Annotated in this window: 28 protein-coding genes; 25 read left to right on the top strand and 3 right to left on the bottom strand. The window is 49.1% G+C overall.

Annotation, left to right across the window (positions count from 1 at the left end; all coding sequences use genetic code 11):
- Window positions 1-3 precede the first annotated feature (3 nt).
- The 16 genes from atpB to ACTRXG_RS06195 all read left to right on the top strand — a co-directional run bounded on the left by atpB (window position 4) and on the right by ACTRXG_RS06195 (window position 13,006).
- A complete protein-coding gene (gene atpB, locus ACTRXG_RS06270; protein WP_474262426.1) occupies window positions 4-732 on the top strand; it encodes a F0F1 ATP synthase subunit A in 729 nt (242 codons plus the stop codon).
- Between the two features lie 69 nt (window positions 733-801).
- Complete coding sequence (atpE, locus tag ACTRXG_RS06265) at window positions 802-1,014, top strand: F0F1 ATP synthase subunit C (protein WP_022794575.1); 213 nt, start codon at window positions 802-804, stop codon at window positions 1,012-1,014.
- A gap of 90 nt (window positions 1,015-1,104) precedes the next feature.
- A complete protein-coding gene (atpF, locus tag ACTRXG_RS06260; RefSeq protein ID WP_474262350.1) occupies window positions 1,105-1,596 on the top strand; it encodes a F0F1 ATP synthase subunit B in 492 nt (163 codons plus the stop codon).
- Window positions 1,593-2,141, top strand: a complete 549-nt coding sequence (locus ACTRXG_RS06255) for a F0F1 ATP synthase subunit delta (protein WP_474262349.1) — start codon at window positions 1,593-1,595, stop codon at window positions 2,139-2,141. The genes atpF and ACTRXG_RS06255 overlap by 4 nt, the downstream gene beginning before the upstream one ends.
- A gap of 15 nt (window positions 2,142-2,156) precedes the next feature.
- Window positions 2,157-3,665, top strand: coding sequence for a F0F1 ATP synthase subunit alpha (atpA, locus tag ACTRXG_RS06250; protein ID WP_474277996.1), 1,509 nt, complete (start codon window positions 2,157-2,159; stop codon window positions 3,663-3,665).
- Between the two features lie 40 nt (window positions 3,666-3,705).
- Entirely contained in the window at window positions 3,706-4,572 is an 867-nt protein-coding gene (gene atpG, locus ACTRXG_RS06245) for an ATP synthase F1 subunit gamma (protein WP_022794571.1), read from the top strand.
- Window positions 4,573-4,623: 51 nt separating this feature from the next.
- Entirely contained in the window at window positions 4,624-6,039 is a 1,416-nt protein-coding gene (gene atpD, locus ACTRXG_RS06240; protein ID WP_474281053.1) for a F0F1 ATP synthase subunit beta, read from the top strand.
- A gap of 27 nt (window positions 6,040-6,066) precedes the next feature.
- Window positions 6,067-6,471, top strand: a complete 405-nt coding sequence (locus tag ACTRXG_RS06235) for a F0F1 ATP synthase subunit epsilon (protein WP_462867445.1) — start codon at window positions 6,067-6,069, stop codon at window positions 6,469-6,471.
- 297 nt (window positions 6,472-6,768) lie between these two features.
- On the top strand, window positions 6,769-7,056 hold the full coding sequence (locus tag ACTRXG_RS06230; protein WP_462867443.1) for a DUF1146 family protein: 288 nt from the start codon (window positions 6,769-6,771) through the stop codon (window positions 7,054-7,056).
- A 221-nt stretch (window positions 7,057-7,277) separates the two neighbouring features.
- Window positions 7,278-8,579, top strand: coding sequence for a UDP-N-acetylglucosamine 1-carboxyvinyltransferase (murA, locus tag ACTRXG_RS06225; protein WP_474262346.1), 1,302 nt, complete (start codon window positions 7,278-7,280; stop codon window positions 8,577-8,579).
- A 235-nt stretch (window positions 8,580-8,814) separates the two neighbouring features.
- Window positions 8,815-9,603 carry a flagellar hook-basal body protein gene (locus ACTRXG_RS06220; RefSeq protein WP_474284344.1) on the top strand — a complete coding sequence of 263 codons (789 nt, stop codon included), beginning with the start codon at window positions 8,815-8,817 and terminating at the stop codon, window positions 9,601-9,603.
- Window positions 9,604-9,646: 43 nt separating this feature from the next.
- Window positions 9,647-10,471 (top strand): flagellar hook-basal body protein, encoded by an 825-nt coding sequence (locus tag ACTRXG_RS06215; RefSeq protein ID WP_474262344.1) that lies wholly within the window; start codon window positions 9,647-9,649, stop codon window positions 10,469-10,471.
- Between the two features lie 33 nt (window positions 10,472-10,504).
- Window positions 10,505-10,759, top strand: a complete 255-nt coding sequence (locus ACTRXG_RS06210) for a DNA-directed RNA polymerase subunit beta (protein WP_474284343.1) — start codon at window positions 10,505-10,507, stop codon at window positions 10,757-10,759.
- Window positions 10,760-10,781: 22 nt separating this feature from the next.
- On the top strand, window positions 10,782-11,204 hold the full coding sequence (fabZ, locus tag ACTRXG_RS06205; protein WP_027847263.1) for a 3-hydroxyacyl-ACP dehydratase FabZ: 423 nt from the start codon (window positions 10,782-10,784) through the stop codon (window positions 11,202-11,204).
- A gap of 363 nt (window positions 11,205-11,567) precedes the next feature.
- Complete coding sequence (locus ACTRXG_RS06200) at window positions 11,568-12,650, top strand: glycosyltransferase family 4 protein (RefSeq protein WP_474284390.1); 1,083 nt, start codon at window positions 11,568-11,570, stop codon at window positions 12,648-12,650.
- 110 nt (window positions 12,651-12,760) lie between these two features.
- Window positions 12,761-13,006 (top strand): GlsB/YeaQ/YmgE family stress response membrane protein, encoded by a 246-nt coding sequence (locus ACTRXG_RS06195; RefSeq protein ID WP_022793506.1) that lies wholly within the window; start codon window positions 12,761-12,763, stop codon window positions 13,004-13,006.
- A gap of 40 nt (window positions 13,007-13,046) precedes the next feature.
- Here the strand turns inward: ACTRXG_RS06195 and ACTRXG_RS06190 are convergent, their stop codons facing one another.
- From ACTRXG_RS06190 to ACTRXG_RS06180, 3 genes are all read right to left on the bottom strand, one after another.
- Entirely contained in the window at window positions 13,047-13,904 is an 858-nt protein-coding gene (locus ACTRXG_RS06190) for an alpha/beta fold hydrolase (RefSeq protein WP_474284342.1), read from the bottom strand.
- A 139-nt stretch (window positions 13,905-14,043) separates the two neighbouring features.
- Entirely contained in the window at window positions 14,044-15,120 is a 1,077-nt protein-coding gene (locus ACTRXG_RS06185) for a branched-chain amino acid aminotransferase (RefSeq protein WP_474284389.1), read from the bottom strand.
- Between the two features lie 272 nt (window positions 15,121-15,392).
- Entirely contained in the window at window positions 15,393-15,890 is a 498-nt protein-coding gene (locus tag ACTRXG_RS06180) for a sigma-70 family RNA polymerase sigma factor (protein WP_474284340.1), read from the bottom strand.
- A 258-nt stretch (window positions 15,891-16,148) separates the two neighbouring features.
- On the opposite strand from ACTRXG_RS06180, the gene ACTRXG_RS06175 reads away from it, so the two are divergent.
- The 9 genes from ACTRXG_RS06175 to srlE all read left to right on the top strand — a co-directional run bounded on the left by ACTRXG_RS06175 (window position 16,149) and on the right by srlE (window position 24,729).
- A complete protein-coding gene (locus ACTRXG_RS06175) occupies window positions 16,149-16,499 on the top strand; it encodes an ArsR/SmtB family transcription factor (protein ID WP_474262328.1) in 351 nt (116 codons plus the stop codon).
- A gap of 261 nt (window positions 16,500-16,760) precedes the next feature.
- Window positions 16,761-17,678, top strand: a complete 918-nt coding sequence (locus ACTRXG_RS06170) for a thiamine pyrophosphate-dependent dehydrogenase E1 component subunit alpha (RefSeq protein ID WP_474284388.1) — start codon at window positions 16,761-16,763, stop codon at window positions 17,676-17,678.
- Window positions 17,679-17,699: 21 nt separating this feature from the next.
- A complete protein-coding gene (locus ACTRXG_RS06165; RefSeq protein ID WP_474284339.1) occupies window positions 17,700-18,725 on the top strand; it encodes an alpha-ketoacid dehydrogenase subunit beta in 1,026 nt (341 codons plus the stop codon).
- 15 nt (window positions 18,726-18,740) lie between these two features.
- Window positions 18,741-20,042 (top strand): dihydrolipoamide acetyltransferase family protein, encoded by a 1,302-nt coding sequence (locus ACTRXG_RS06160; protein WP_474284338.1) that lies wholly within the window; start codon window positions 18,741-18,743, stop codon window positions 20,040-20,042.
- Between the two features lie 14 nt (window positions 20,043-20,056).
- Window positions 20,057-21,442, top strand: a complete 1,386-nt coding sequence (gene lpdA, locus ACTRXG_RS06155; RefSeq protein WP_474284337.1) for a dihydrolipoyl dehydrogenase — start codon at window positions 20,057-20,059, stop codon at window positions 21,440-21,442.
- A gap of 82 nt (window positions 21,443-21,524) precedes the next feature.
- On the top strand, window positions 21,525-22,466 hold the full coding sequence (locus tag ACTRXG_RS06150; protein ID WP_474262324.1) for a sugar-binding transcriptional regulator: 942 nt from the start codon (window positions 21,525-21,527) through the stop codon (window positions 22,464-22,466).
- Window positions 22,467-22,689: 223 nt separating this feature from the next.
- Complete coding sequence (locus ACTRXG_RS06145; protein WP_474262323.1) at window positions 22,690-23,112, top strand: transcriptional regulator GutM; 423 nt, start codon at window positions 22,690-22,692, stop codon at window positions 23,110-23,112.
- Window positions 23,100-23,660 carry a PTS glucitol/sorbitol transporter subunit IIC gene (gene srlA / locus ACTRXG_RS06140; RefSeq protein ID WP_474262322.1) on the top strand — a complete coding sequence of 187 codons (561 nt, stop codon included), beginning with the start codon at window positions 23,100-23,102 and terminating at the stop codon, window positions 23,658-23,660. Before ACTRXG_RS06145 ends, srlA begins: the two co-directional genes overlap by 13 nt.
- A 34-nt stretch (window positions 23,661-23,694) precedes the next feature.
- Window positions 23,695-24,729: a PTS glucitol/sorbitol transporter subunit IIB gene (gene srlE / locus ACTRXG_RS06135; RefSeq protein ID WP_474262321.1), complete on the top strand. Its 1,035-nt coding sequence runs from the start codon at window positions 23,695-23,697 to the stop codon at window positions 24,727-24,729.
- The last annotated feature ends 19 nt before the right edge of the window (window positions 24,730-24,748 follow it).

The following is a 24,748-nucleotide window of genomic DNA, read 5'->3' as shown; positions in this document are numbered from 1 at the left end:
AATATAGAGCACGAATCGCCGTATATCTATGATTTGTTTGGTATACCCGGCTTCCACATCAATCTTTCCAATGTCATGATGCTGACTATTGCAGCAGCCATTGTGTTCATCATTGGATTGGTGAGTGCGCGGACTCTCTCTATGAGACCGACTGGCATGCAGAATGTGTTTGAAATGGTAATTGAATTCGTCCGCAATATGATTGGAAGCACCATGGACTGGAAAACCGGAGAACGTTTCTTCGGACTTGGAATTACGATTTTCCTGTTCATACTGGTAGCGAATCTGCTCGGGATTCCGTTCATGCTGATTAATGATGAAACTCACGTGCTTTGGTGGAAATCACCGACGGCTGATCCGGTTGTGACGATGACACTTGCCGTTATGGTAATTGTGCTTTCACACTTCTACGGCATCAAGCTTCGCGGAGCGAAGGAGTACGGAAAGAACTACTTCCGTCCAAAGAAATTTCTCTTCCCGATTAACATTCTTGAAGAGTTCACCAACACATTGACACTCGGGGCACGGCTTTTCGGCAACCTTTATGCCAAAGAGATACTGCTGACGCTTCTGGCGACGGTGGGTACAACCTTTCCAATCGGTACCGCTCTTGGTATTATCCCAATGGTTGCCTGGCAGGGATACAGCCTGTTTATCGGTTTTATCCAGGCGTTTATCTTCCTGGTACTAACGATGGTCTACATTTCACACAAAGTGGAAACGGATCATTAATCACAGCAGCATCTGCGGAAACAACGAAACAACAATATAGTTTTAAACTAATTTAAGGAGGATTTGCACATGGGTCTTTTAGCAGCTGCAATCGCAGCAGGTTTAGCAGCAATTGGTGCAGGTATTGGTAACGCAATCGTAATCAAAGGGGCAATCGACGGTACTTCCCGTCAGCCGGAGCTTGGTGGCAGATTGCAGACACTTATGTTCATTGGTATCGGTCTTGTTGAGGCAGTGCCGATCATCGCAGTCGTTGTTGGTTTTATCACGCTTTTCCAATAAACATACGTTTTGGAAAGGGAAGCAAAATGGCGGAGTGGGGGAACTGGCTTCGCCATTCCTTTTGTATATCTAAGAAAGGAGTGAAATCTTTTGCCATCTACATTTGCGTTCGGAGATGTGCTTTTCTCACTTTTTACGTTTGTCATTTTACTGCTTTTGCTTCGCCGGTTCGCCTGGGGTCCAATTGTGGAGCAGATGAAAAAACGTGAAAATCACATTTCCAATGAAATAGAGACAGCGGAAAATCACCGTCAGGAAGCGGAAAAATATTTAGAAGAGCAGCGGGTGGAAATGGAGAAAGCGCGCGAAGAAGCGCAGTCCATCATTGAAACGTCCCGTAAAACAGCTCAGGAGCAGTCCAAGGAAATTATCCGGGAATCCCACGAAGAAGCTAACCGTGTGAAAGATAATGCCCTCGCTGATATTACGAGAGAGCGGGAGCAGGCAGTTGAAGCGCTTCGTGCCCAGGTTGGCCAGCTTTCTGTGTTAATTGCGACGAAAATTATTGAAAAAGAATTAGATGAAGAAGAACAGGAAAAACTGATTCAGGAATACGTACAGGAAAGCGGCGGTCGCTTATGAGTAATCCAACCCTGGCGAAACGCTATGCCCGTGCACTGTTAAAGAGTGCGGAAGAACACGGGGCTCTTGAAGAGACCAAGCAGGAATGGGAAGCGATGCTCGAAGTGTTCCACACGCATCCGGAGATTGCTCAGGTTTTCAGATACCCGTCGATCAGCCGTGAAAGAAAGCAGTCTTTCATTGCGAGTACATTTGGTTCCTGGAGTGAGCGCAGCCGTTCAATGCTGAATGTGCTGCTTGACCGGAAACGGCTTCACCTGATTGATGAAGTGGCAGTGGAAGTAATTGCGCTGATTAACGACCGTCTCGGCATTGCCAACGCGGTCGTTTATACCGTGAAGCCATTAACGGATGAAGAGAAGCAGGCAGTCTCCCGCAAGTTTGCCCAGCGGGTCGGAAAGCGTGAGCTTTATATTGAAAACAGAGTGGATCCTTCGCTCATTGGCGGCATGAAGGTGCACATTGGACATACAATTTTTGACGGAAGCATTCAAGGTCAGCTAGACCGCTTGCAGCGTAATATAACGCAAACGAATTTATCATGAATGGGGTGAATCCTGGTGAGTATCAAACCCGATGAAATTAGTTCTTTAATTAAACAGCAGATTGAACAGTTTGAAGCGGAAACAGAGTCCAAAGAAGTCGGCATCGTCATTCAGGTAGGGGACGGTATCGCCCGCGCCTACGGCCTGGACAACGCGATGGCCGGTGAACTTCTGGAATTTGAAAACGGCGTCATGGGTATGGCGCAGAACCTTGAAGAAGGCAACGTGGGTATTATTATTCTCGGCGCCTATGAAGAAATTCGTGAAGGCGACCAGGTCAAACGGACCGGCCGCATCATGGAAGTGCCGGTCGGCGAAGAGCTGCTCGGACGTGTAGTTAACGCACTTGGCCAGCCTGTAGACGGACTCGGCTCCACCAACACGACCAAATCCCGTCCAATTGAAAGCGGAGCACCGGGAATTATGGACCGTCAATCGGTATCCGAACCGCTCCAGACCGGTATTAAAGCCGTGGACACAATGATTCCTATCGGACGCGGCCAGCGTGAGCTCATTATCGGCGACCGCCAGACCGGTAAAACGGCAGTTGCGATCGATACGATTTTGAACCAAAAGGACGAAGACGTTATCTGCATTTATGTGGCTATCGGACAGAAGGACTCCACCGTGGCAGAAGTCGTGGATACGTTCCGTCAGAAAGGCGCGCTTGATTACACGATTGTTGTAAACGCCGGAGCTTCCGAGCCTGCACCAATGCTTTACCTGGCTCCGTATGCCGGAGCTTCCATGGGCGAAGAGTTTATGTACAACGGCAAGCACGTGCTTATTGTGTATGATGACTTAACAAAACAGGCGAACGCCTATCGTGAACTTTCCCTTCTCCTTCGCCGCCCGCCGGGCCGTGAAGCCTTCCCAGGGGACGTCTTTTACCTTCACTCCCGCCTGCTCGAACGTGCAGCAAAACTGAGTGATGAGAGAGGCGCTGGTTCAATGACCGCTCTTCCAATCATTGAAACCCAGGCAGGGGACGTAGGTGCCTACATTCCAACAAACGTGATTTCCATTACCGACGGCCAGATCTTCCTGCAGGCGAACCTTTTCAACTCCGGCGTCCGTCCAGCCATCAACCCGGGTATTTCCGTATCCCGTGTCGGCGGCTCGGCTCAGACGAAGGCAATGAAAAAGGTATCCGGTACGCTCCGTCTGGACCTGGCATCGTTCCGTGAACTTGAAGCCTTCTCCCAGTTCGGTTCCGACCTGGACAAATCGACACAGGACAAACTGGCCCGCGGGGGAAGAACAGTAGAAGTACTCAAACAGGGACTGCACCAGCCGCTTCGGATGGAGCTGCAGGTCGCAATTGTGTTTGCCCTGACAAGAGGATTCCTGGACAACATCCCAACAGACGACATCCGCCGTTACGAAAAAGAACTGCTTGCGTATCTTGAATCAAGTCATTCAGAGCTTTTGGCAGGTATTCGTGACACTGGAAAACTTCCGGACGAAGAAGAGTTCAAACAGGCGATTCAATCGTTTGAGAAGTCATTTAACCCTTCAAAATAAAGAGTGCCGAACGTAAAAAGGTTCAAAAGGTGGTGAACAGATGGCTTCCTTAAAAGAAATTAAAGGCCGTATCCAGTCGACGAAAAAAACGAAGCAGATTACAAGTGCCATGGAAATGGTCTCTGCGTCGAAGCTGAATAAGGCCCAGCAAAATGCTCAGCGATATGAGCCGTATACGAAAAAAATTAAAGACGTTGTTTCCGGCATCGCTGCCGGCAGCAGCGGTATCTCCCACCCCATGCTTGAAGAACGTCCTGTAAAGAAGACCGGCTACATTGCCATATTTACAGATCAGGGGCTTGCAGGGGCATATAACTCGAACATTCTTCGGGACTTAATGCAAAAGCTGCGGGAGCGTCACCAGTCAAAGGACGAATACAGTGTGATTGTAATCGGCCGGACGGGACGGGACCTGTTAAAACGTTACGGCATTCCAATGTTCGATGAAATTACGGGTCTGCCGGACCAGCCGTCCTTTAACGATATTAAAAACGTTACGCGTCTTGCCGTTGATTTGTATGCAAATGAAGACGTGGACGAATTGTATATCTGGTACAACCACTTCATTAACCCGATCCAGCAGAAGGTAACAGAAAAGAAACTGCTGCCGTTGACGGAGGAAGTAAGTGAAGAGGACAGCAAAGGCACAGCCCAGTATGAATACGAGCCTTCGCCGGAAGCGATTTTAAAGCAGCTTCTTCCGCAGTATGCGGAAAGCTTAATCTACGGCGCCCTGCTTGATGCCAAAGCCAGTGAGTTCGGGGCCCGGATGACAGCGATGAGTGCAGCAACCGATAACGCCAACAACATGGTCGATGATTTAACCCTTTCCTATAACCGTGCCCGCCAGGCGGCCGTGACGCAGGAAATTACCGAAATCGTCGGCGGTGCAGCTGCGCTTGAATAGAAGAATCATTTCGTCCGGCCGAGCCGGACAGTAAGGAGGGGAACAATTACAATGAGTGAAGAAAACGGTCGAATTACTCAGATTTTGGGACCGGTTATTGATGTTCAGTTCCCAAGCGGTCAGCTTCCGGAACTAAACAACGCGCTCCGCGTATCACAGCCGGCCACCGAAAATAAGGATGCAATTGAAGTTACTCTCGAAGTTGCGCAGCATTTGGGCGACAACTCCGTGCGGACGATCGCGATGTCTTCGACAGACGGTTTAATCCGCGGAACAGAAGTGACCAACACAGGAGGGTCTATTTCGGTTCCGGTTGGAAATGACACGCTGAGCCGCGTATTTAACGTTCTTGGTGAACCTATTGATATGAAAGAGCAGGTGGAGGACAGCGTCGAGCGCAAGCCGATTCACCGTAAGCCGCCACAATTTGACGAGCTCGCTGTGGAAACGCAGGTGCTTGAGACAGGCATTAAAGTTGTAGACCTGCTTGCCCCTTACGTAAAAGGCGGAAAAATCGGCCTGTTCGGTGGTGCCGGCGTAGGGAAAACGGTACTTATTCAGGAGCTTATTAACAACATTGCCCAGGAGCACGGCGGTATCTCCGTGTTTGCAGGGGTAGGGGAGCGTACCCGTGAAGGGAACGACCTTTACTTTGAAATGAGCGATTCTGGCGTTATTAATAAAGCAGCCATGGTGTTCGGCCAGATGAACGAACCGCCAGGTGCCCGGATGCGCGTAGCTCTGACCGGCCTGACAATGGCAGAGCATTTCCGTGATGAAGAAGGGGCAGACGTGCTTCTCTTTATCGACAACATTTACCGTTTCACGCAGGCAGGCTCGGAAGTATCCGCCCTCCTCGGCCGGATGCCGTCCGCCGTTGGGTATCAGCCAACGCTTGCGACCGAAATGGGTCAGCTGCAGGAACGTATCACTTCCACGAAAAAAGGGTCGGTTACATCGATTCAGGCAGTGTATGTGCCCGCCGATGACTATACGGACCCAGCACCGGCAACAACGTTTGCCCACCTTGATGCGACAACCAACCTGGAGCGCCGGCTAACAGAAATGGGTATTTATCCAGCTGTGGATCCGCTCGCTTCCACCTCACGTGCGCTTGCACCGGAGGTTGTCGGTGAGGAGCATTACGATGTTGCCCAGCAGGTGAAACAAACAATCCAGAAATACAATGAACTCCAGGATATTATCGCAATCCTCGGGATGGAAGAGCTTTCCGAAGAAGACAAGCTCACGGTAAACCGTGCCCGCCGCATTCAGTTCTTCCTTTCACAGAATTTCCACGTGGCAGAGCAGTTTACCGGCCAGAAGGGTACGTACGTATCCGTGCAGGATACAGTGCGTGGATTTAAGGAAATTCTTGACGGGCAGCACGATGACGTACCGGAAGACGCCTTCCGCCTTGTCGGCCCGATTGAAGATGTAGTGGAAAAAGCAAAATCTATGTCCTAAGGACGACACGGGGGAGGGAGAACACAGATGGCAACGATGCATCTCAGCGTAGTGACTCCGGACGGGTCCGTCTTTGATGGAGAAGTAGAGATGGTCAGTGTTCGTGCGGAAAGTGGCGAAATGGGGATTCTCCCCGGCCACGTTCCAACCGTGGCTCCTCTAAAGATTGATGCAGTCCGCATTAAGTATGACAACAAAGTAAAATTACTGGCTGTGAGTGAAGGATTCGTAGAAGTCCGCTCTGACGCCGTTAATATCTTAGCGGAATCTGCAGAAACTCCAGGAGAGATCGATCCGGAACGAGCCCGCATCGCCAAAGAGCGGGCGGAGGAACGACTGGACCGGATAAATGAAGAGGAAATTGACATCATGCGGGCACGCCTTGCGTTAAAACGGGCCAATACCCGACTGAAGGTTTCCGAAGGCTCATAAAGTTACACCTGAAGAATCGTTTTTCCAAAAGGAGAAACGGTTCTTTTGTTTTATATGAGTATGGCCCCGGCAGTGAATAGTGAAATTAAATAGTAGCAGCACCTGTGTTTCTAAAGAAGATAGAACTATAGATGTTTGATTACGAATCCTTTATAATAAAATATGCTTATAGTTATACAAACTTTTATAAAAATAGTACAAGACCTCGTGAATCCAATGACCGCCGCACATAGTAGCAGAACCTTCGTCTCTTGTTTTCCCTTATGCATTTGGTTACTCTGAAACGTGGCTTAAAATTTGCAAAGAACGTTGTACAGCAACAAAGAAAGGCATGATGGCATGAATCCGGACGGCCAGGAAGCACTAATACATATCCTGCTTCATCTCTCTTTTTTTATCCTGACCTGGTGGTGTCTGCAGGCGTTTCGGTTTGACGTTTTTATCCGGAGGCCGGAAAGCCTGAAGGGAAGACTTTTGATTATATTGTTCGCTATTGCAATCAGCTACTCTGTAAGCAGTTTCTTTATCGATTATTTTGATTTTTCTTTGTATCTTCGTTACCTGTTTTTCACACTTTTGGCATAAAAGATTATGAAAATGCGGGAGCGGGTAAAGGATTCTGTATGAAACTCATCGATGCTGCTGAAATGGACACGGAAAAACTGTCTCTTTACCTCTGTAACGTTTTGAGACGGGAAGCGACTAATGAAAAGGTTAGACAAATGGACGAAAAAAAGCACAACTCTTTCAGGTAAAGTACGCAGCACAAAAAGATAATATGCATAAGTATAGCGGAGGGAATTAAATTGGATAAAATTATTGTACAGGGAGGCAGACGCCTAAAGGGGTCCGTCAAAGCAGAAGGAGCAAAAAATGCGGTTCTGCCTGTTATTGCAGCTACTCTTTTGGCAGAAGAAGGGCAAAGCACACTTTATGATGTGCCGCCGCTCGCAGACGTAGACACGATCTCCAATGTTTTGCGCCATGTCGGAACAGAAGTTAATTACGAGGACCACCGCTGGACAGCTGACGCCACGGGAGACCTCTCCACGGAAGCTCCGTTTGAATATGTCAGCAAAATGCGGGCTTCATTTCTCGTTATGGGTCCGCTTTTGGCAAGAAAAGGGATTGCCCACATCGCACTTCCGGGGGGATGTGCGATTGGCTCCCGCCCGATCGACCAGCACCTGAAAGGATTTGAAGCAATGGGTGCGCACGTGGAAATCGGTAATGGCTATATCGAAGCGAAGGTAGAAAAACGCCTGCAGGGAGCACGCATTTATCTTGATTTTCCAAGTGTTGGTGCTACGGAAAATATCATGATGGCCGCTGCTCTTGCAGAAGGTACGACAACGCTTGAAAACGTCGCAGAAGAGCCGGAAATCACGGACCTTGCCAACTTTATTAATGCCATGGGAGGCAAAGTCCGCGGCGCTGGAACCGGCACGATCCGCATTGAAGGTGTAGATAAATTAACCGGAGCGGAGCATACGATTATTCCGGACCGGATTGAGGCAGGAACCTTTATGATTGCTGCTGCGATCACCGGAGGAGAAGTATTCGTCGAAGGGGCAATGCACGAACATTTACGCCCGCTTGTAGCAAAAATGCGGGAAATGGGTGTGAAAATTGAAGAAAGCGACGGAGGCATGCTTGTCACTGGCCCGGATATTTTAAAGCCGGTCGATATTAAGACGATGCCGCATCCTGGCTTCCCAACAGACATGCAGGCGCAGTTTATGGCGCTTCTAACCCAGGCAAAGGGCACCGGCCTTATTACAGAAACGGTTTTTGAAAACCGCTTTATGCACGTAGAAGAATTCCAGCGTATGAACGCAAGCATCAAAATTGAAGGGCGCACGGCTATTATCAGCGGCCCGAAAAAACTGCAGGGCGCTGAAGTGTCAGCTACCGATCTCCGTGCAGGCGCCGCTTTGATCGTTGCCGGTCTCGTAGCAGAGGGAGAAACAACGGTAACAGAGCTCCGTCACCTTGACCGTGGATATGTAGACTTTCATAAAAAGCTGCAGGGTCTCGGCGCAAATGTAAAACGCGTAAATGCAGACGAGGAAGCAGACACTTCCATGAAAACAGCCCAGCGCTCTTAATTAAGTTTTCAATAAAGCAGGCCATCACTATTCAGTGGTGGTCTTTTTATGCTTTAAGAGTAGGTATATAGTATCCGTCGAAATAGGATATACTTCACTAAATGCGGGCTTATATTCCTCGGATTAGACGTTTGTGGTAAAATAGAACTAATTATAAATGTGGACGATTTGAAGATAGAAGCATGCCCAGCCAGGCTTACGTTCGGCCTACATTACGGAAACGGGGAATACAATTATGCTGAGGGGTTTTTATAACGCTGCGTCGGGGATGACAGCCCAGCAGAGAAAAACGGATATGCTGAACAATAATATTGCCAACGCCAACACACCGGGCTACAAATCCGATCAAAGTGCGATCCGGACGTTTCCACAGCAGCTGCTGCATGCGGAAAATGCAGGAAAAGGGCCGCATACGATCGGCTCACTTGGCACAGGCGTCTACATGCAGGACCAGACTCCTTCGTTTACTCCGGGAGAGCTGCAGGAAACTAACGCGCCAGCCGATGTTGCTCTGCTCGAAGCAGAGGTGCCGGATGAAAACGGCGCAGTGCTGTTCACGGTCCAGGGAGAAGACGGAACGGCCTACACCCGGAACGGAAACTGGACAGTGGATGCAGAAGGATTTTTAACGACCTCGGAGGGGCAGTACATACTAAATAACGAAGGCGCCCCTGTGGAAACGGGAAATGAGAATTTTCAAATTACCGAAGACGGCACGGTGCTGCTTGAAAACGGCGGGGAAGCCGGTCAGCTGGGCGTGGCTTATGCACCGGACACCAACGATTTAGTCAAAACCGAAGCGGGTCTTTTTGAAGCGGAGGAGGAGCTCGGCGCTGCAGCGGATAATGAAGACGTCCGCTATCAGATGAAACAGGGGTTTCTCGAACAGTCCAACACCGACTCCACCCAGGCGATGACGGAGCTGATGGAAGCGTACCGGATGTTCGAATCCAATCAGAAAGTTATGCAGACGTATGACCGCAGCATGGAAAAGGCTGTGAATGAAGTCGGACGGCTCGGTTAACTATACGGTGAACATATAAAATAGAATTCAGGAGGAAGAGAGCATGTATTCGGGATTACGCATACCATTTCAATCCATGGGGTCTGTCCAGCAGCAGATGGATACCATCAGCAATAACCTCTCCAACGCGGAGACAGCTGGATTTAAATCACGACAGGCGACATTCAGTGAAATGATGTACCAGCAGCAGGACAACATGCCAATGCCGGAAAACGGCACCGGCCGGCTTACTCCTCCGGGGATACGAACAGGCGGGGGAGCATCAGTCGGTCAGACAGCGCTTCGCATGGAGCAGGGATCGCTGAAAGAGAGTGAACGGGAGCTCGATTTTGCTCTTGAGGACACGGATGCTTTTTTCCAGATAGAAGCAGAAGACGGGGTGGTTGAATATACAAAAGACGGGCAGCTGTATCTGTCAGAAAACCCTGAGACGCCTGGAAGCTATACGCTCGTTGATCAGAACGGCGGATTTGTATTAAACGAAGCCGGAGGAAGATTTGATATTCCTGCAGGAGCTTCCGAGTTTTCAATGCAGGAAAACGGGGAACTGACAGCTGTAACGGCAGCCGGTGACACGGTGAACCTTGGTTCATTTGGCGTGGTACAGGTGGAGCGCCCACAGGCGTTAACGTCTGTCGGGGGCAATCGGTATCGTTTTGAGGATTTAGATGGACTCGGGGCAGCGGAAGATGATATGGTTATAGAAGCTGACCCGTCCAGCGTAAAGCAGGGAATGGTCGAGCAGTCTAATGTGGATTTATCGAATGAATTAGTAAATATGATGAATGCCCAAAGACAATACTCGTTTAATTCCCGCGCGTTGACGCAGGGAGACCAGATGCTTGGATTAATTAACAGTATTCGATAAGTCTTTGCGGTTAAGGGAGCATAGATAGTACATATGAACAATCAGGACAACCATACAAGGACTTCCAAACCGAATAGGAAAGAACAGCTGAAAAGAGGCGCGCAGAAGGTACGTGCACGTCTTCAGCACCTGCTCTGGTGGCATTGGCTGATTATTATTTTAGTTCTGGCTTTTATCTGCTCGATTATCGGCTTGATGATCGGCTATGCGGTCGGGGGAGGCAACCCTTTTCAGGCTTTAAACCCATCGACCTGGCTGGAGATTTACCGGTTAATCCGAGGAAATTAGCATAAAAAGTGAGGAAAAAATGATGCTTTCAATAGAACAAATTAAAGAGATTATTCCCCACCGCTACCCGTTTCTGCTGGTCGATAAAATTATCGAGGTAGAACCCGGGGAGCGGGCGGTAGGCATTAAAAATGTCAGCGCCAATGAAGAATTTTTCAACGGGCACTTCCCTGACTATCCGGTGATGCCGGGAGTGCTTATTATTGAAGCAATCGCCCAGGCCGGCGGCGTCGCGCTGATGCAGCAGGAAGACATGAAAGGAAAGCTCGCCCTATTTGCAGGCATTGATGAATGCCGGTTCAAAGGACAGGTGAAGCCGGGAGACCAGCTGCGCCTTGAAATGGAGGTCACCAAACAGCGTCGCTCCATCGTTAAAGGAAAAGGCACAGCTTCCGTGGATGGCAAGGTCGTAGCAGAAGCGGATCTGATGTTTGCGATTCAATAGTGAAAAGGACTGCAGCTTGAACGGGCGCTGCAGTCCTTTTTCGGTATGCGATTAATGGGAGGGTTCATTTTTGTACGCTTAACACTGACGGAAGCCCACCAGAATTTTCTAAAATTTTTAATTTTATTATGTTATAATAAATGAAGCAACTTTGAGGCTGGTATTTCTATTTAGAGAGTTCTTAAGATATTTTGTTATATTACTTAAATTAATGAAACCTTTTATTTTAACTTACGTCTTATACGTTAGGGAGATTAGATGGAGTTTTATCTAATTTTAAGAACGGGTATTGTAAGTTAAGAAAGATAAGCCTACAATGAAATAGGTTTACAAAAGAGCAGACTAAAGTGGGTGAATGACTCAATGAGCCTTTGGGAGTACGCGATAGCTTTTATAATAGCCTTTACTGTCGCATTGCTGACGAATCCTCTTATCATTCGTTATGCTGATAAATTTGGATTTGTAGATAAACCTGAGGAAAGAAAAGTCCACTTAAAGTCAATGCCCCGAGTAGGGGGACTCTCCATTATTCTTGGGACTATAGCTGGGTGTATATATTTGCAGGTGGACAGTGAATATCTCCCCCAAATTGGTATTGGGGCAGCTATGATCATAATAATGGGGCTGTTGGATGATCGTTTTACTTTAAATGCTAAATTAAAGTTTCTAATTCAATTAATCGCTGCGGTAGTGGTAGTTACCTCAGGTTTAACCATTGAATTTATAGAAATTCCGTTAATTGGTAGAGTAGAAATGGGCTTTTTAAGTTCTGCAATGGCTGTACTTTGGATTATAGGCGTGATGAATTCTATTAATTTGATTGACGGTCTGGATGGGCTGGCCGGGGGAGTAGCTACAATTGCTATATCTACTATATTAGTAATGGCTATTATAGACCCGTTGGCACATGTAGCAGTCATTTCAATCGCTGTAGTATTAATTGCGAGCACAATGGCTTTTCTGATATTTAATTTTCATCCAGCAAAGCTCTTTATGGGTGATACCGGATCATTATTCCTTGGTTACTCTATAGCAATAATCTCACTGATGGGTTTTTTCAAAAGTGTGACTTTGTTTAGTTTAATCGCTCCTGTATTAATTCTTGCAGTGCCAATATTTGATACGCTTTTTGCGATTATAAGAAGATTTTTAAACAAGCAGCGTATTATGTCGCCTGACAAGGGACACTTACACCATTGCTTGTTGGCAATGGGGTTCAGTCATAGGGCGACAGTTCTAATAATTTACACTATAGGTATCTTTTTTGGAGCTTCAGCGCTATTGTTTTCCAATGTCACGTTATGGACTTCCATAGTCATATTTATTTTCCTGCTACTTTTAATACAATTAAGTGCAGAAGTAGTAGGTTTAATTGGGGCTAAAAGACAACCTCTTTTAAATATGATGCGCCGATGGAGCGGTGGTTCACAAGAAATAAAAAAATAAGTTTTCCGGCTTTCGAATAGAAAGCCGGTTTTTTGTATAAAAGAGATTGGATATAAATTGTTACGGGAAAAGGAGAGGTTGGACAAGATAACGAAAGGAGAGTCAATGTAATGGGATTTATACTATTTCTTATCGTCGGCGGTCTGATTGGCTGGCTTGCCGGTTTAATACTGGGCAAAGACATTCCAGGCGGCATTTTAGGTAACATTATCGCAGGTATTATCGGTGCCTGGATTGGCGGGGCCATCTTTGGTTCCTGGGGGCCGGTCATCGGCAGTATTGCGATTTTCCCGGCGTTAATCGGTGCGATTATTTTCGTCGTTATTCTAAGCTTTATTTTAAAAGCTATCCGCTAAATAATAAACGAAGCCGTCCTTTTATCGGGGCGGCTTCGTTTTATGACAGTGCGCGATTTTTACTGATCTGCTGAAGAGCTGTATTGATCCCGAGAACCTCTGTCGCGATATGACCCATGCCGGGAAACGTTTCAAGGGTGGAACGCTCGATATGATTGGCAAGGTATACCGCGTGCCGGAGGGGGATAATTTCGTCTTCTTCACCCGCCCAGATGTAAGCCGGCGTGTCGATGTTTTCCAAATGGTAGGCCCAGGGTGTCATCAGCGTCTGGAGATCGCGGAGGAAGCCTTCAGCAGAATGGGCGGATTCCTGGACCGCAAACCTCCATTTATCCAGAATAAACGGAGTCACGTACTGCTGTTCTTCCCTGGAAAGCTGTTCGGATTCCGTCTGGAAGATCTTATCCTCCATATTCGTCTGCTCCCACCGGCTGCGCAGAAGCTCCGGCGCTTCCTGAATCGTTTGCAGTGGTGCTTTTAAAGAGGTATCGAGCAAACGAAACAGGTCAGGATCCTCTGTGGGACCGAGCGAACCAACTAAATGGAGCTCGCTGACGCGCCCCTTCAGAAGACTGGTGCTGGTTGCTGCGTATGGACCTCCGCAGCCGACACCGATCAAGGAACAGCGCTGGATTTCAAAATGATTCATTACCTCATCGATATCCTTGGAAAACTGCAGAAAAGTGCCATGAGGATCGGGAGTGGAGAGGCCGTAGCCCGGGCGGTCAACAGAAATAATACGAAGAGAGTTGGAAGCGGCAGCTTCTTCTCCAATTGCGGCTTCAAGCCGGGAGCTTCCGACTCCGTGTACATAAAGGACAGGTGTTCCGTCCGGATCACCGAACATGGAAATACTAAGCATACGGCCATCGCGTAAAGAAAGCGCTAATTGTTTCAATCGTTCCCTCCTCCTCTTTCCGTGCGGGTATCACTTGTAAAAGATGCGTAGGTATATTCTAGCATACAATATGAAAAACGGAAGAATTTCATTCAGAACAAAACGGCTCCCCGTGATGAAGAGCCGTTTTTTATCCATTTTATACCGTCCGGGTCCAACGCAGCACGTCTTCCTTGTCCCCGGTCTGAATGCCAGTGATCGTATCGTACAGCTGTTTGGCTAGAGGGCCGGTTTCTTCATTATTGATTTTATAGGTCTGGGCGTCCCAGCGCAGCTTGCCTACAGGAGAAATGACCGCTGCTGTGCCGGTGCCGAAAATTTCCTCAAGTGTGCCCGCTTCGTATGCCGTACGTATTTCTTCCATATCGATGCGGCGTTCCTCCACAGGAATCTCCCAGTAATGCAGCAGCTCAATGACGGAGTCGCGGGTGATTCCTTCAAGAATACTTCCATTCAGCGCAGGAGTTACGACCTTTCCGCTGATTTTAAAGAAAATATTCATGCTGCCGACCTCTTCAATATAGCGCTGCTCTACGCCGTCCAGCCACAGCACCTGGTCGTACCCGGCGCTTCCAGCCTGCTCCTGAGCCTTTAGACTGGCCGCGTAGTTGCCGGCTGTCTTGGTGAATCCGACGCCGCCGCGGACACTGCGGACGAATTCGTTTTCCACATAGATGCTGACCGGCTTCATGGCATCGCCGCCGCTGCCGTAGTAAGAGCCGACAGGCGTTAAAATAATCAGCAGCTTGTAGGAGGAGGATGGCTTAACGCTGAGACTTGCTTCCGTCGCAATCACAAACGGGCGGATATACAACGACTGGCCCTCTCCGCGTGGAATCCAGTCACGCTCAAGCGAAACAAGCTCCTTTAAAGAATCTATCAACAGCTGCTCGTCGATCTCCGGAATGCTCATCCGGCGGTTGGACTGGTTCAGCCGCTCGAAATTTTTTTCCGGACGGAAAAGCATAATGTTGCCGCCGGAATAATACGCCTTCATCCCTTCAAAAACAGCCTGTCCGTAATGAAATACAAGACTCGAAGGATCCATGGTAAGCGGCTGGTAAGGTACGATTCTTGGATCAATCCATCCTTCTCCCTCAACGTAATCCACCACAAACATATGGTCGGTAAAGTTTTTTCCGAAAGCGAGCTGTGAAAAATCCGGCTTCGTTTTCGGAGATTTTGTACGTTCAATGGTCAATGACTCAGCCACAATAACATCACTCCTATGTATTTATCGTTCCATTTATTTCTCTACTGGTAACAGCATTTAAATTGTATCATATATAGAAAAGCTTTCTCCACCTGCATACCGGCGACAGGCACATTCCAGCCTTGGAAAAAATAGCTCTTTTATTTTTGAAAGGATGGAATGTGATCCCGAGCCGGTGGTGGAGGAAGCTGGACAGCTAAAAAACTCGAGCCGGCAGTGGATAGAACTGGACAAGTAGAAAAGCTTTCTCCACCTGCACACCGGCGACAGACGATTTAATCCAGCTGCTTTTCTCCAGCGTATGCACGCAGCTTGCGCAACGCGGACTTCCGCCATGATTTGACTGTAGAGGCCGCTACCCCGTGTTTTGCAGCAATATCACGTATAGGAAGGGAATACATGGAAAAATCAATGAGCCAGGTTCGTTCCCGTTCTGAAAGAAGAGGAAAGTATGCTTCAAGCTCAAAGCGATCCTCCATTTCCGATGACTGCTCAAAAGGTCCGTGGTCATCAAAAAGCTGATGTCGCTCGGAAAACCGGGCTTCTTTGCGAAGCATCATCAGCATCTCCCCACGCACGAGGGTAAAAGCGTACGCCGGAAAAGCACCCTTTTCCGGAGAAAAGGTAGAGTATGCCTTCCATAATCCTACGTATCCGGCCTGCATATATTCCTCCTGTTCCTGATAAATACGGAGGCGTGTAATCATTCGTTTGACGAGCGGAGTATATTTTTCATATGCTTCTTCAAATGAAGCAGGGATCGTATCAGTCAATGGTCTCTCCTGCGAAGCCGCGCGCGGTTCTTATTTATTCCATGGTAGATTCAGCATATATAAAAGCTGGAAATGCTGCCGGAGTGCTATGTATGGATACATCCTGCGCAATGCGTTGTATTATAGAAAAGAACAAAGCTGCCAGAGTATAGAAAACACACAGCCAGCATATGAAAAAATAAAGCAGATCGGTTGAAAGCATAGAAAGAAAGCGTACAATTGAAATAAGAATGATTACGATCAGGCAGGTGAACAGAAATGCCAAACGAAGATAATGTAGACTGGATCCAGCAGCAGATTCAGGAACGATCGCTTGATATTATGACAGACATGCTTAAGGGACTCGCTGACGGCAAGCGGATGCAGATCGCCCAGGCACTTGCCCTGACGCCGGAATTGAGTGTACATAGTATTGCCGAAGTCATCGACTCCTCCATTGCTACGGCGTCCCACCACCTCCGTTATATGCATAAGCTGGGACTGACAAAGTTCCGGAAGGAAGGGAGAACGGTGTATTATTCCCTCGATGACGAACATGTCAGGCAGGTGGTGGAGCTCGTTGTCAGCCATCAGGCAGAAATTAAAGAACGGCAGGGAAAAGAGACGTAAAGGCGTCTCTTTTTTTATTTGCAGTAAACAAATGTTTCCCATTAATACAATTGCAAAAATCAGCTGAATTTATGAAAGCGGAAACAATATTTAGAATTCAAGGATATTTTACAGATGTTTAGTTGACGAACGAATGAAATAAAGCTATTATGTTTACAAAGGTCATAATAAAGAACAAATGTAAAAGGAGGCGTTATTGTGACGCAGGCAGATTGGGTTTGGGAAGAGCCGAAGGAAAAGCTGGTCAATTGGCTCGAGCAGATGTGGACCGTTCGTTGGTTCGATGAAAAAGTAGATGAATTTTTCGCCAAAGGCATGATTCACGGTACGACCCACTTGTGTGTAGGGCAGGAAGCTTCGGCTGTAGGTGTATGTGCGATGCTTGAAGATAAAGACAAAATCACGAGCACCCACCGGGGCCACGGGCACTGCATCGCCAAAGGAGCAGATCCGGACCGGATGATGGCAGAACTGTTTGGCCGGGAAACCGGCTACTGTAAAGGTAAAGGCGGGTCCATGCATATTGCGGATGTCGAAAAAGGCAACCTGGGTGCCAACGGTATCGTCGGAGGTGGCATACCTTTAGCTGTCGGATCAGCACTTACTTCAAAGATGCGCCAGGAAGGGTATATTACCGTTTGTTTCTTCGGGGACGGGGCGGCAAATGAAGGCAGCTTTCACGAAGCAGTGAACCTGGCTGCTATTTGGGATCTTCCGGTCATTTTTGTCTGCGAAAACAACCAGTATGGTATGTCCGGCCCGGTCAAGGATATGGTGAAAATCGAAAATATTGCCGATCGTGCTTCCGGCTACGGTATTCCGGGCCATGTCGTTGACGGCAATAATCTCCCCGAGGTCATGACGGTTATGAAAGAAGCCGTGAAGTATACAAGAAACGGAAGCGGCCCGGTTCTCATAGAGGCGAAAACATACCGGTGGAAGGGCCATTCCAAAAGCGATGCGAAGAAATACCGGACAAGAGAAGAAGAAAAAGAGTGGAAGGATAAAGACCCGATCCGTTTTTTCCAGGAGGCCTTGATCGAGCGCGGAATCATCACATCGGAGGAAGCCGAAACAGTGAAGAAAGAAACGAAAGCCCAAATTGAACGGTCGGTGGAGTTTGCGGAACAGAGTCCCGAACCTTCTGCGGATACACTGCTTGAGGATGTCTATGCTTAATATAGAAAGGAGTGCCTGACGATGCAGTCGAGCGCAGTAAATTCTTCAGATAACAAGGAAACTACACGGAGCATTACCTTTGCCGAAGCCGTACGTGAAGCACTGTCACAGGAAATGCGGGAGGACCAGGACGTTTTTATTCTCGGAGAGGATATCGGAGTATACGGCGGAGCCTTCGGTGTTACCCGCGGAATGATTGAAGAGTTCGGACCGGAGAGGATACGCAACACCCCTATTTCCGAGGCGGCTATTACCGGTGCTGCGATCGGATCGGCTCTTACTGGCATGAAGCCGGTCGTCGAGCTGCAGTTTTCGGATTTTATTACGATTGCGATGGACCAGCTGGCCAACCAGGCAGCGAAGCTCCGGTATATGTACGGCGGCAAGGGAAACGTGCCGATGGTGCTGAGGACGCCTTCAGGCTCCGGAACCGGGGCGGCGGCCCAGCATTCACAGAGCCTGGAAGCTTGGGTAGCTCATGTTCCCGGCCTAAAGGTAGTACAGCCTTCTACGGCGTCAGACGCCAAAGGGCTGTTAAAGGCCGCTATTGCCGACCCGAACCCAGTTATTTTTTACGAGCACAAACTGTTGTACAAAAGCGAAGAGCACGTTCCGGAGGAAGCGTATACGATTCCTTTGGGAGAGGCAGACGTGAAGCGTGCGGGTAAGGACGTAACGATCGTTGCAACCGCTGTGATGGTGCATAAAGCGCTCGAGGCAGCGGAGAAGCTGGCTGAGGAAGGTATCGATGTGGAAGTGATTGATCCGCGAACTCTCGTGCCGCTCGATGAGAAAACAATCGTGGACTCCGTTAAAAAAACTGGAAAAGTAATTGTTGTGCATGAAGCCGTTAAAAGAGGCGGCTACGGAGGCGAAATAGCGAGCATGATTGCAGAAAGCGAAGCTTTTGATTATTTGGATGCTCCGGTTCGCCGGCTCGGGGCACTGCCAATCCCTGTGCCGTATAATCCGGCGCTTGAAAAAGCAATGGTCCCGCAGGTGGACGATATTATGCAGGCGGCGCGTGACAGCGTCCACCGCCGGTAAAGGAGGGCAGTATTCATGGCAAAGGAAGTATTTATGCCCAAATTAAGCAGTACAATGGAAACCGGAACGCTTCTGCAGTGGTTTAAACAGGAGGGAGACCCAGTGGAGGTCGGCGAGCCGCTGCTCGAGGTAATGACCGATAAAATAAATATTGAAGTGGAAGCATACGAAGAAGGTATCCTGCTGAAGCGCTACTACGACGAAGACGAAGAGGTGCCGGTGAACGGTATTGTTGGCTACATCGGTGAAGAGGGCGAGCAGGTGCCCGAGGAAAAACCGGGATCTGAAAGCAAATCAGAACCTGAAAACGTCCCGGAGGCGCCGGCTGCCGAAGTGGCAGAGCAATCAGTGGAAGCTGAACAAACAGAAGGCGTGCGTGCTACTCCGGCAGCGCGGAGACTGTCGCGTGAACAGGGAGTAGAGCTTTCCTTAATACAGGGGAGCGGAGCGAGAGGACGTATTCACGCTTCGGATGTTCACGCTGCTGCAGAGGGCGAGCACGTGCGCAGTACGCCGCTTGCTAAAAAAGAAGCAGAGGCAAATAACGTGGATCTGTCTGCCGTAAAAGGAAGCGGCAGCTACGGCAAAATCACACGGGCCGATGTCACCGCGCCACCGGTGGAAGAGGATCTTCACTCTGAGCCGCTTCAAGGCATCCGGAAAGTAGTTGCAGAGCGTATGCAGCAAAGTGCAAGCGAAGTGCCACATGTAACGCTTAACACTGAAATTGATATGGAAGCTGCTATGGAGCTGAGGGAGCAGCTGCTCCCAGTTATAGAAAAACAGACCGGCCAACGGCTGTCCGTGACGGAGCTGTTGATATTTGTGGGCAGCCGGGCGCTCCAAAAGCATCCGGATGTGCATGCCTCCATGACAGACAGCCGGATCACAAAGCAGTCGTCTGTGCATATGGGAGTCGCTGTAGCCACAGACCGGGGGCTGCTGGTTCCGGTGATTCGCCATACAGAAACAAAAGGACTCGCGGAATTAGTCGCTGAAACCAAACAGACAGCTGCCGCGGCCCGGAACGGAACCCTTCCCGGCAAAGAGCTTTCGGGTAGTACGTTTACGATCAGTAATTTAGGAATGTATGCAGTTGATCATTTCACCCCGATCATTAACCAGCCGGAAGCGGCTATTCTTGGGGTTGGTCGTATACAGGAGAAGCCGGTAGTAATAAAAGGAGAAATCACGGTGCGCCGGATGATGGCCGTAAGTCTTTCCTTTGATCACCGTATTATTGATGGGGCTCCGGCTGCTGCATTTTTAACAGACTTCAAACAAATGCTCGAACAGCCGTACCAGCTGTTTGTCTAGAAGGAGGTGGACCGATGGAAACGTTTGACCAGGTAATTGTCGGCGGCGGACCGGCTGGCTATGTAGCTGCGCTCCGGGCTTCCGGCCTTGGGCAGTCCACGGCGCTTGTCGAAGATCGCGAGCTCGGGGGAACGTGCCTGAACCGCGGGTGCATACCGTCCAAAACGCTTCTCCAGAACGCAGAAGCAGTGAACTACGTACGAAATGCTTCTAAATACGGCATTCAGGTGGAAGGCTTTCATCTGCGCTACGAAGAAATGCTTGAGCGGAAGGACCAGGTGATCCAGCAGCTCCGCCAGGGCGTCCAGTCGCTGATGAAAAAAGGACGTATCCAGGTTTTTGCTGGGCGGGGAAAAGTTCATGCAAACAAACAGGTTACTATCACCGGTCAAGACGGCCAAGAAACACTAGTAGCCGGCAGAGCCGTCATCATTGCTTCAGGCTCCGTGCCGGCAGTACCGCCTATTCCCGGTCTTGAAGATACTGAATATTATACGAGTGACACGATTTACAACCGCCAATCGCTTCCTTCGTCAATGGCCATCGTCGGCGGGGGATTCATCGGTACTGAATACGCCTGCCTGTATCAGTCACTCGGGGTGCAGGTGACAGTTATTGAAGCGGCTGAACGGCTGATACCACAGGAGGACGAAGATGCTGCGAAAATGCTGGCCGGGGCACTTGAAGAATTGGAAGTTACTATTCTTACAGGCACGTCGGTTACTTCTGCCAGACAGCAGGGAAATCAGGCAGTCGTCAACGTGCAGGATGCCTCCGGAAACGACCGCGAGCTCACAACAGACATGCTGCTTATTTCCACCGGACGCTCGCCTGTCATCGCGGCAGCTGAAGACCTTGAATTACGCATGGACGGCCGCTTTGTAGCGGTGAACGATGCGATGCAGACATCGGTACCGGGTATTTATGCTGCAGGAGATATTGTCGGCGGATGGCAGCTTGCCCATGCGGCAAGTGCCGAGGGCATTATTGCCGCAGAGCATGCTGCGGGCGCTGCGCCTTCCATGGATCTCTCGCTCGTGCCGAGGTGCATTTATACCCTTCCGGAAATAGCATCAGTGGGTCTGTCTGAGCATGAAGCAAAGCAGAGGTACAGCGATATTAAAGTAAAGACCGTGCCGCTGCAGGGAAATGCGAAAGCGATGACAATGGGGGAGACCCGGGGTTTTGTCAAAATCATTTCCCGGGAAATGTTCGGCGAGATTCTCGGTGTTGTGATGGCTGGCCCCCATGTTACCGAAATGATCGGAGAGCCGGCCGCCTATATTCATCTTGAAGGCACCACCGAAGAATGGAGCAGTCAGGTACATGCGCATCCTTCGCTGTCGGAGGCGTTGTTCGAAGGCGCGTCTGCGCTCGCGGGACGTCCGGTTCATCAATAAAAAGCCGTGTAAGCGTATATAGTTTTTTGGCAGGGAGTGATATACTGGGAACAGATGAATCTATGGAATAGAGGGAAGAATTATGCTCAACTGGGAAGAAAAAAGAGAAACCGTAAAAGTAGCGAAGCTGTATCATTTCGACGGCTGGACCCAGGCCCAGATCGCCAAAAAGCAGGGTGTTTCCCGTCCGGTTATTTCCAAAATGCTGCAGCGGGCCCGGGATGAAGGCATCGTTGAAATATATATTAAAGATGAAAGTGTGCATACCGTTGATCTTGAGCAGAAGCTTGAAAAGAAGTACGGCCTGAAAGAAGCAGTAGTCGTTTCAACGACAGGCTTCACACCTGACCTCGGCAAGCGTCTGATCGGAAAAGCAGCCGCTTCCTATGTAGCGAAGAGATCCGAGCAGGTAAAGCGGATCGGTATTTCATGGGGATCAACTCTGCGTTCACTTATTGAAGAGTATCCGTACGTCGAACATAGAGACATTCATATTACGCCGCTGATCGGGGGAATGGGGAACAAATACGTGCATCTGCACTCCAATCAGCTGGCATTTCATTTTGCCCAGAAAATGAATGCCTCCTGTTCTTATTTGTACGCTCCGGCGATGGTTGAAACTGACGATTTGAAAGAGCGTCTCGTGCAGTCCAAAGACATTGCCCAGGTGCTGGAGGAAGGCCGGAACGTGGAGCTTGCCCTCGTGGGCCTAGGCAATCCGCTTCAGGACTCCACCATGGAAACGATGGGGTACCTGCAGGAAGAAGACATCGTCACGCTCCGAAAGGCCGGGGCAGTCGGCGATATCAGCTCGAAGTTTTTCGACGCTCTCGGCCACGGTGTGGATCACCCGATCAACAACCGGGTCATCGGCCTGACTCTTGAGGAGATCAAAAACATTCCCGAGGTCGTTGGTGTGGCACAGGGATCCCATAAAGTCCTCGGCATCGAGGCAGCGCTGAAGGGTGGCTATCTGGACGTGCTGATCGTAGATAACCAGATCGCAGAAGCGTTAACCGAATAACGTATGGCGGCCCCTTGAAAGGGGCCGTATTTTTTTAACATATATGAACATATGTGCTATTTAAAACATATGTAAAATAAAAGAAATATTTTACAATCAACACGCCAATGCCGTAAAAAATTAATTTTTAAAATATCTGAAAAAAATATTGACGGTTATATGAAAACGCTTTAATATGGTTACAAAGGTTACAAGTTGTTACAAATGTAAAGGAGGGATGAGGATGTGGGGTTATTTTATCGCCGCGTTCGTGGTGATATGGCTGATTCAATTTTATCTGACATTCCGCCAGATGAAATACTACAACGGAATGATTGCTTCAATGGGCAGACGTCCTTCGGGATACCTTGGAACAGGCATTGATAAACGCCTGCTTGGAATCGGCACGGTGATTCTGCTCGTAACCAACGAAGCAGGCACGGTGATCGACGCTAAGATCATGAGAGGGGTAACGGTGTTTGCCAGGTTTGCCGAAGCGCCGGAGCTGATGGATCAAAACATCCATGAATTAAAGAAGCAGTGGGAGGCAGAAGGCGCTGCCGGAAAGAAGAAGCACCCGAAACGGGCTCATCTGATGGCTGCCCAGCAGATTTTGGCAGAACAGAAGCGCAAACACAAAAAGGGGGATAACAAATGGATTTCTTAGTAACGCTCGCAGAAGGCTTTATTGGAATGTTCGAGGCAGGCGGGGAAACATTTGTCGGACTTGTTACAGGTATTATTCCGACACTCATATGTTTAATTCTTGCCGTAAACGCTTTAATCAAGTTTGTCGGGGAAGAACGGATCTATTCGCTGGCTCAGAAGAGCACAAAGTATTTCTTTCTCCGCTACACACTGTTTCCGGTACTGGCAGTGTTTTTCTTAACTAACCCAATGTGCTACACGTTCGGGCGCTTTCTGCCAGAACGGCAGAAGCCGGCCTTTTATGATTCCGCTGTTTCATTTGTGCACCCGATTACCGGCTTGTTTCCTCACGCGAACCCAGCTGAACTGTTTGTTTACACCGGGATCTCGGCTGGTATTACGACGCTTGGCCTCTCTGCCGGGCCGCTTGCCATCCGTTTCTTTATCGTCGGTCTGATCGTTATTTTAATCCGCGGTGTAGTAACTGAATGGATCACCGCCATCATGCTCAGACGCCAGGCAGCTAGTGCAGAAGGCGATTCGTCGGAAAAAAGCGCCAGCGCATAAATGAAAATTTAAAAGAAAAAGCGAGGGAAGAATAATGGCTGAATATAAACCGGTAGAGGTAACAAAGGGAAGAGGTGGCTGGGGCGGCCCGCTCGTCATCCATCCGAATGATCAGAAAAGATATATTATGTCGGTAACCGGCGGAGGTATTCATCCGGTCGCCGAGCGCCTGGCGGAACTGACAGGCGGTGAAGCGGTGGACGGATTCAAAGCCTCCTATGATAAAGAAAATATTGCCGCAGCTGTTATTGACTGCGGCGGAACCGCACGCTGCGGAGTTTATCCAAAAATGGGTGTGCTGACGGTTAACATTCACGGTACATCCCCGGCCGGCCCGCTTGCGCAGTATATTAACGAAGAAAATTTTGTTTCCGGCGTGGGCGAAAGAGATATGAAGGCCATCAGCGCGGATGAAGTGCCGGCGGCCGAAGCGGAAGCAGAGGACAAAGCTTCCCCGTACAACTCCCTGATGGACCGCGACGTGGCCAAACAGGTGAAAGACGATGCGAAAATGAAAGCAAAAGGCTCCGGACCGAAAAAAGGAAATATTATTGAACGTATCGGCCGTGCCGTCGGCAACGTGGTAAGCGTATTCTTCCAGGCCGGTCGGGAAACCATTGATACGGTCGTACGAAACATTCTGCCGTTTATGGCTTTTGTCAGTACGATTATCGGGATTATCACATTCACCGGCATCGGGGATCTGATCGCGAACTTTGTATCTCCGCTCGCGAGCAATATTTTCGGGCTGCTGCTTTTATCCTTTATATGTGCAATTCCTATTTTATCCCCGCTGCTCGGCCCAGGCGCTGTTATTGCCCAGGTGGTCGGGGTGCTTATCGGAACCCAGATCGGTATGGGAAACATTCCGCCGGCAATGGCGCTTCCAGCACTTTTCGCTATTAACCCGCAGGTAGGGGCGGACTTCGTGCCGGTTGGCCTGACGCTTGGGGAAGCAGAGCCGGAGACCATTTCCGTCGGCGTGCCGGCCGTTCTGTTTTCAAGGGTTATTACCGGCCCGCTTGCTGTTGTGATCGCTTATCTTTTCAGCTTTGGCCTGTATTCATAAAAATAAATCGGCGGGTAGA

It is taken from the genome of Marinococcus sp. LNSP9103-4 (genome assembly GCF_056034345.1).
Note: the sequence above shows the minus strand (reverse complement) of the source record. Positions and strands in the feature narration are given on the sequence as shown.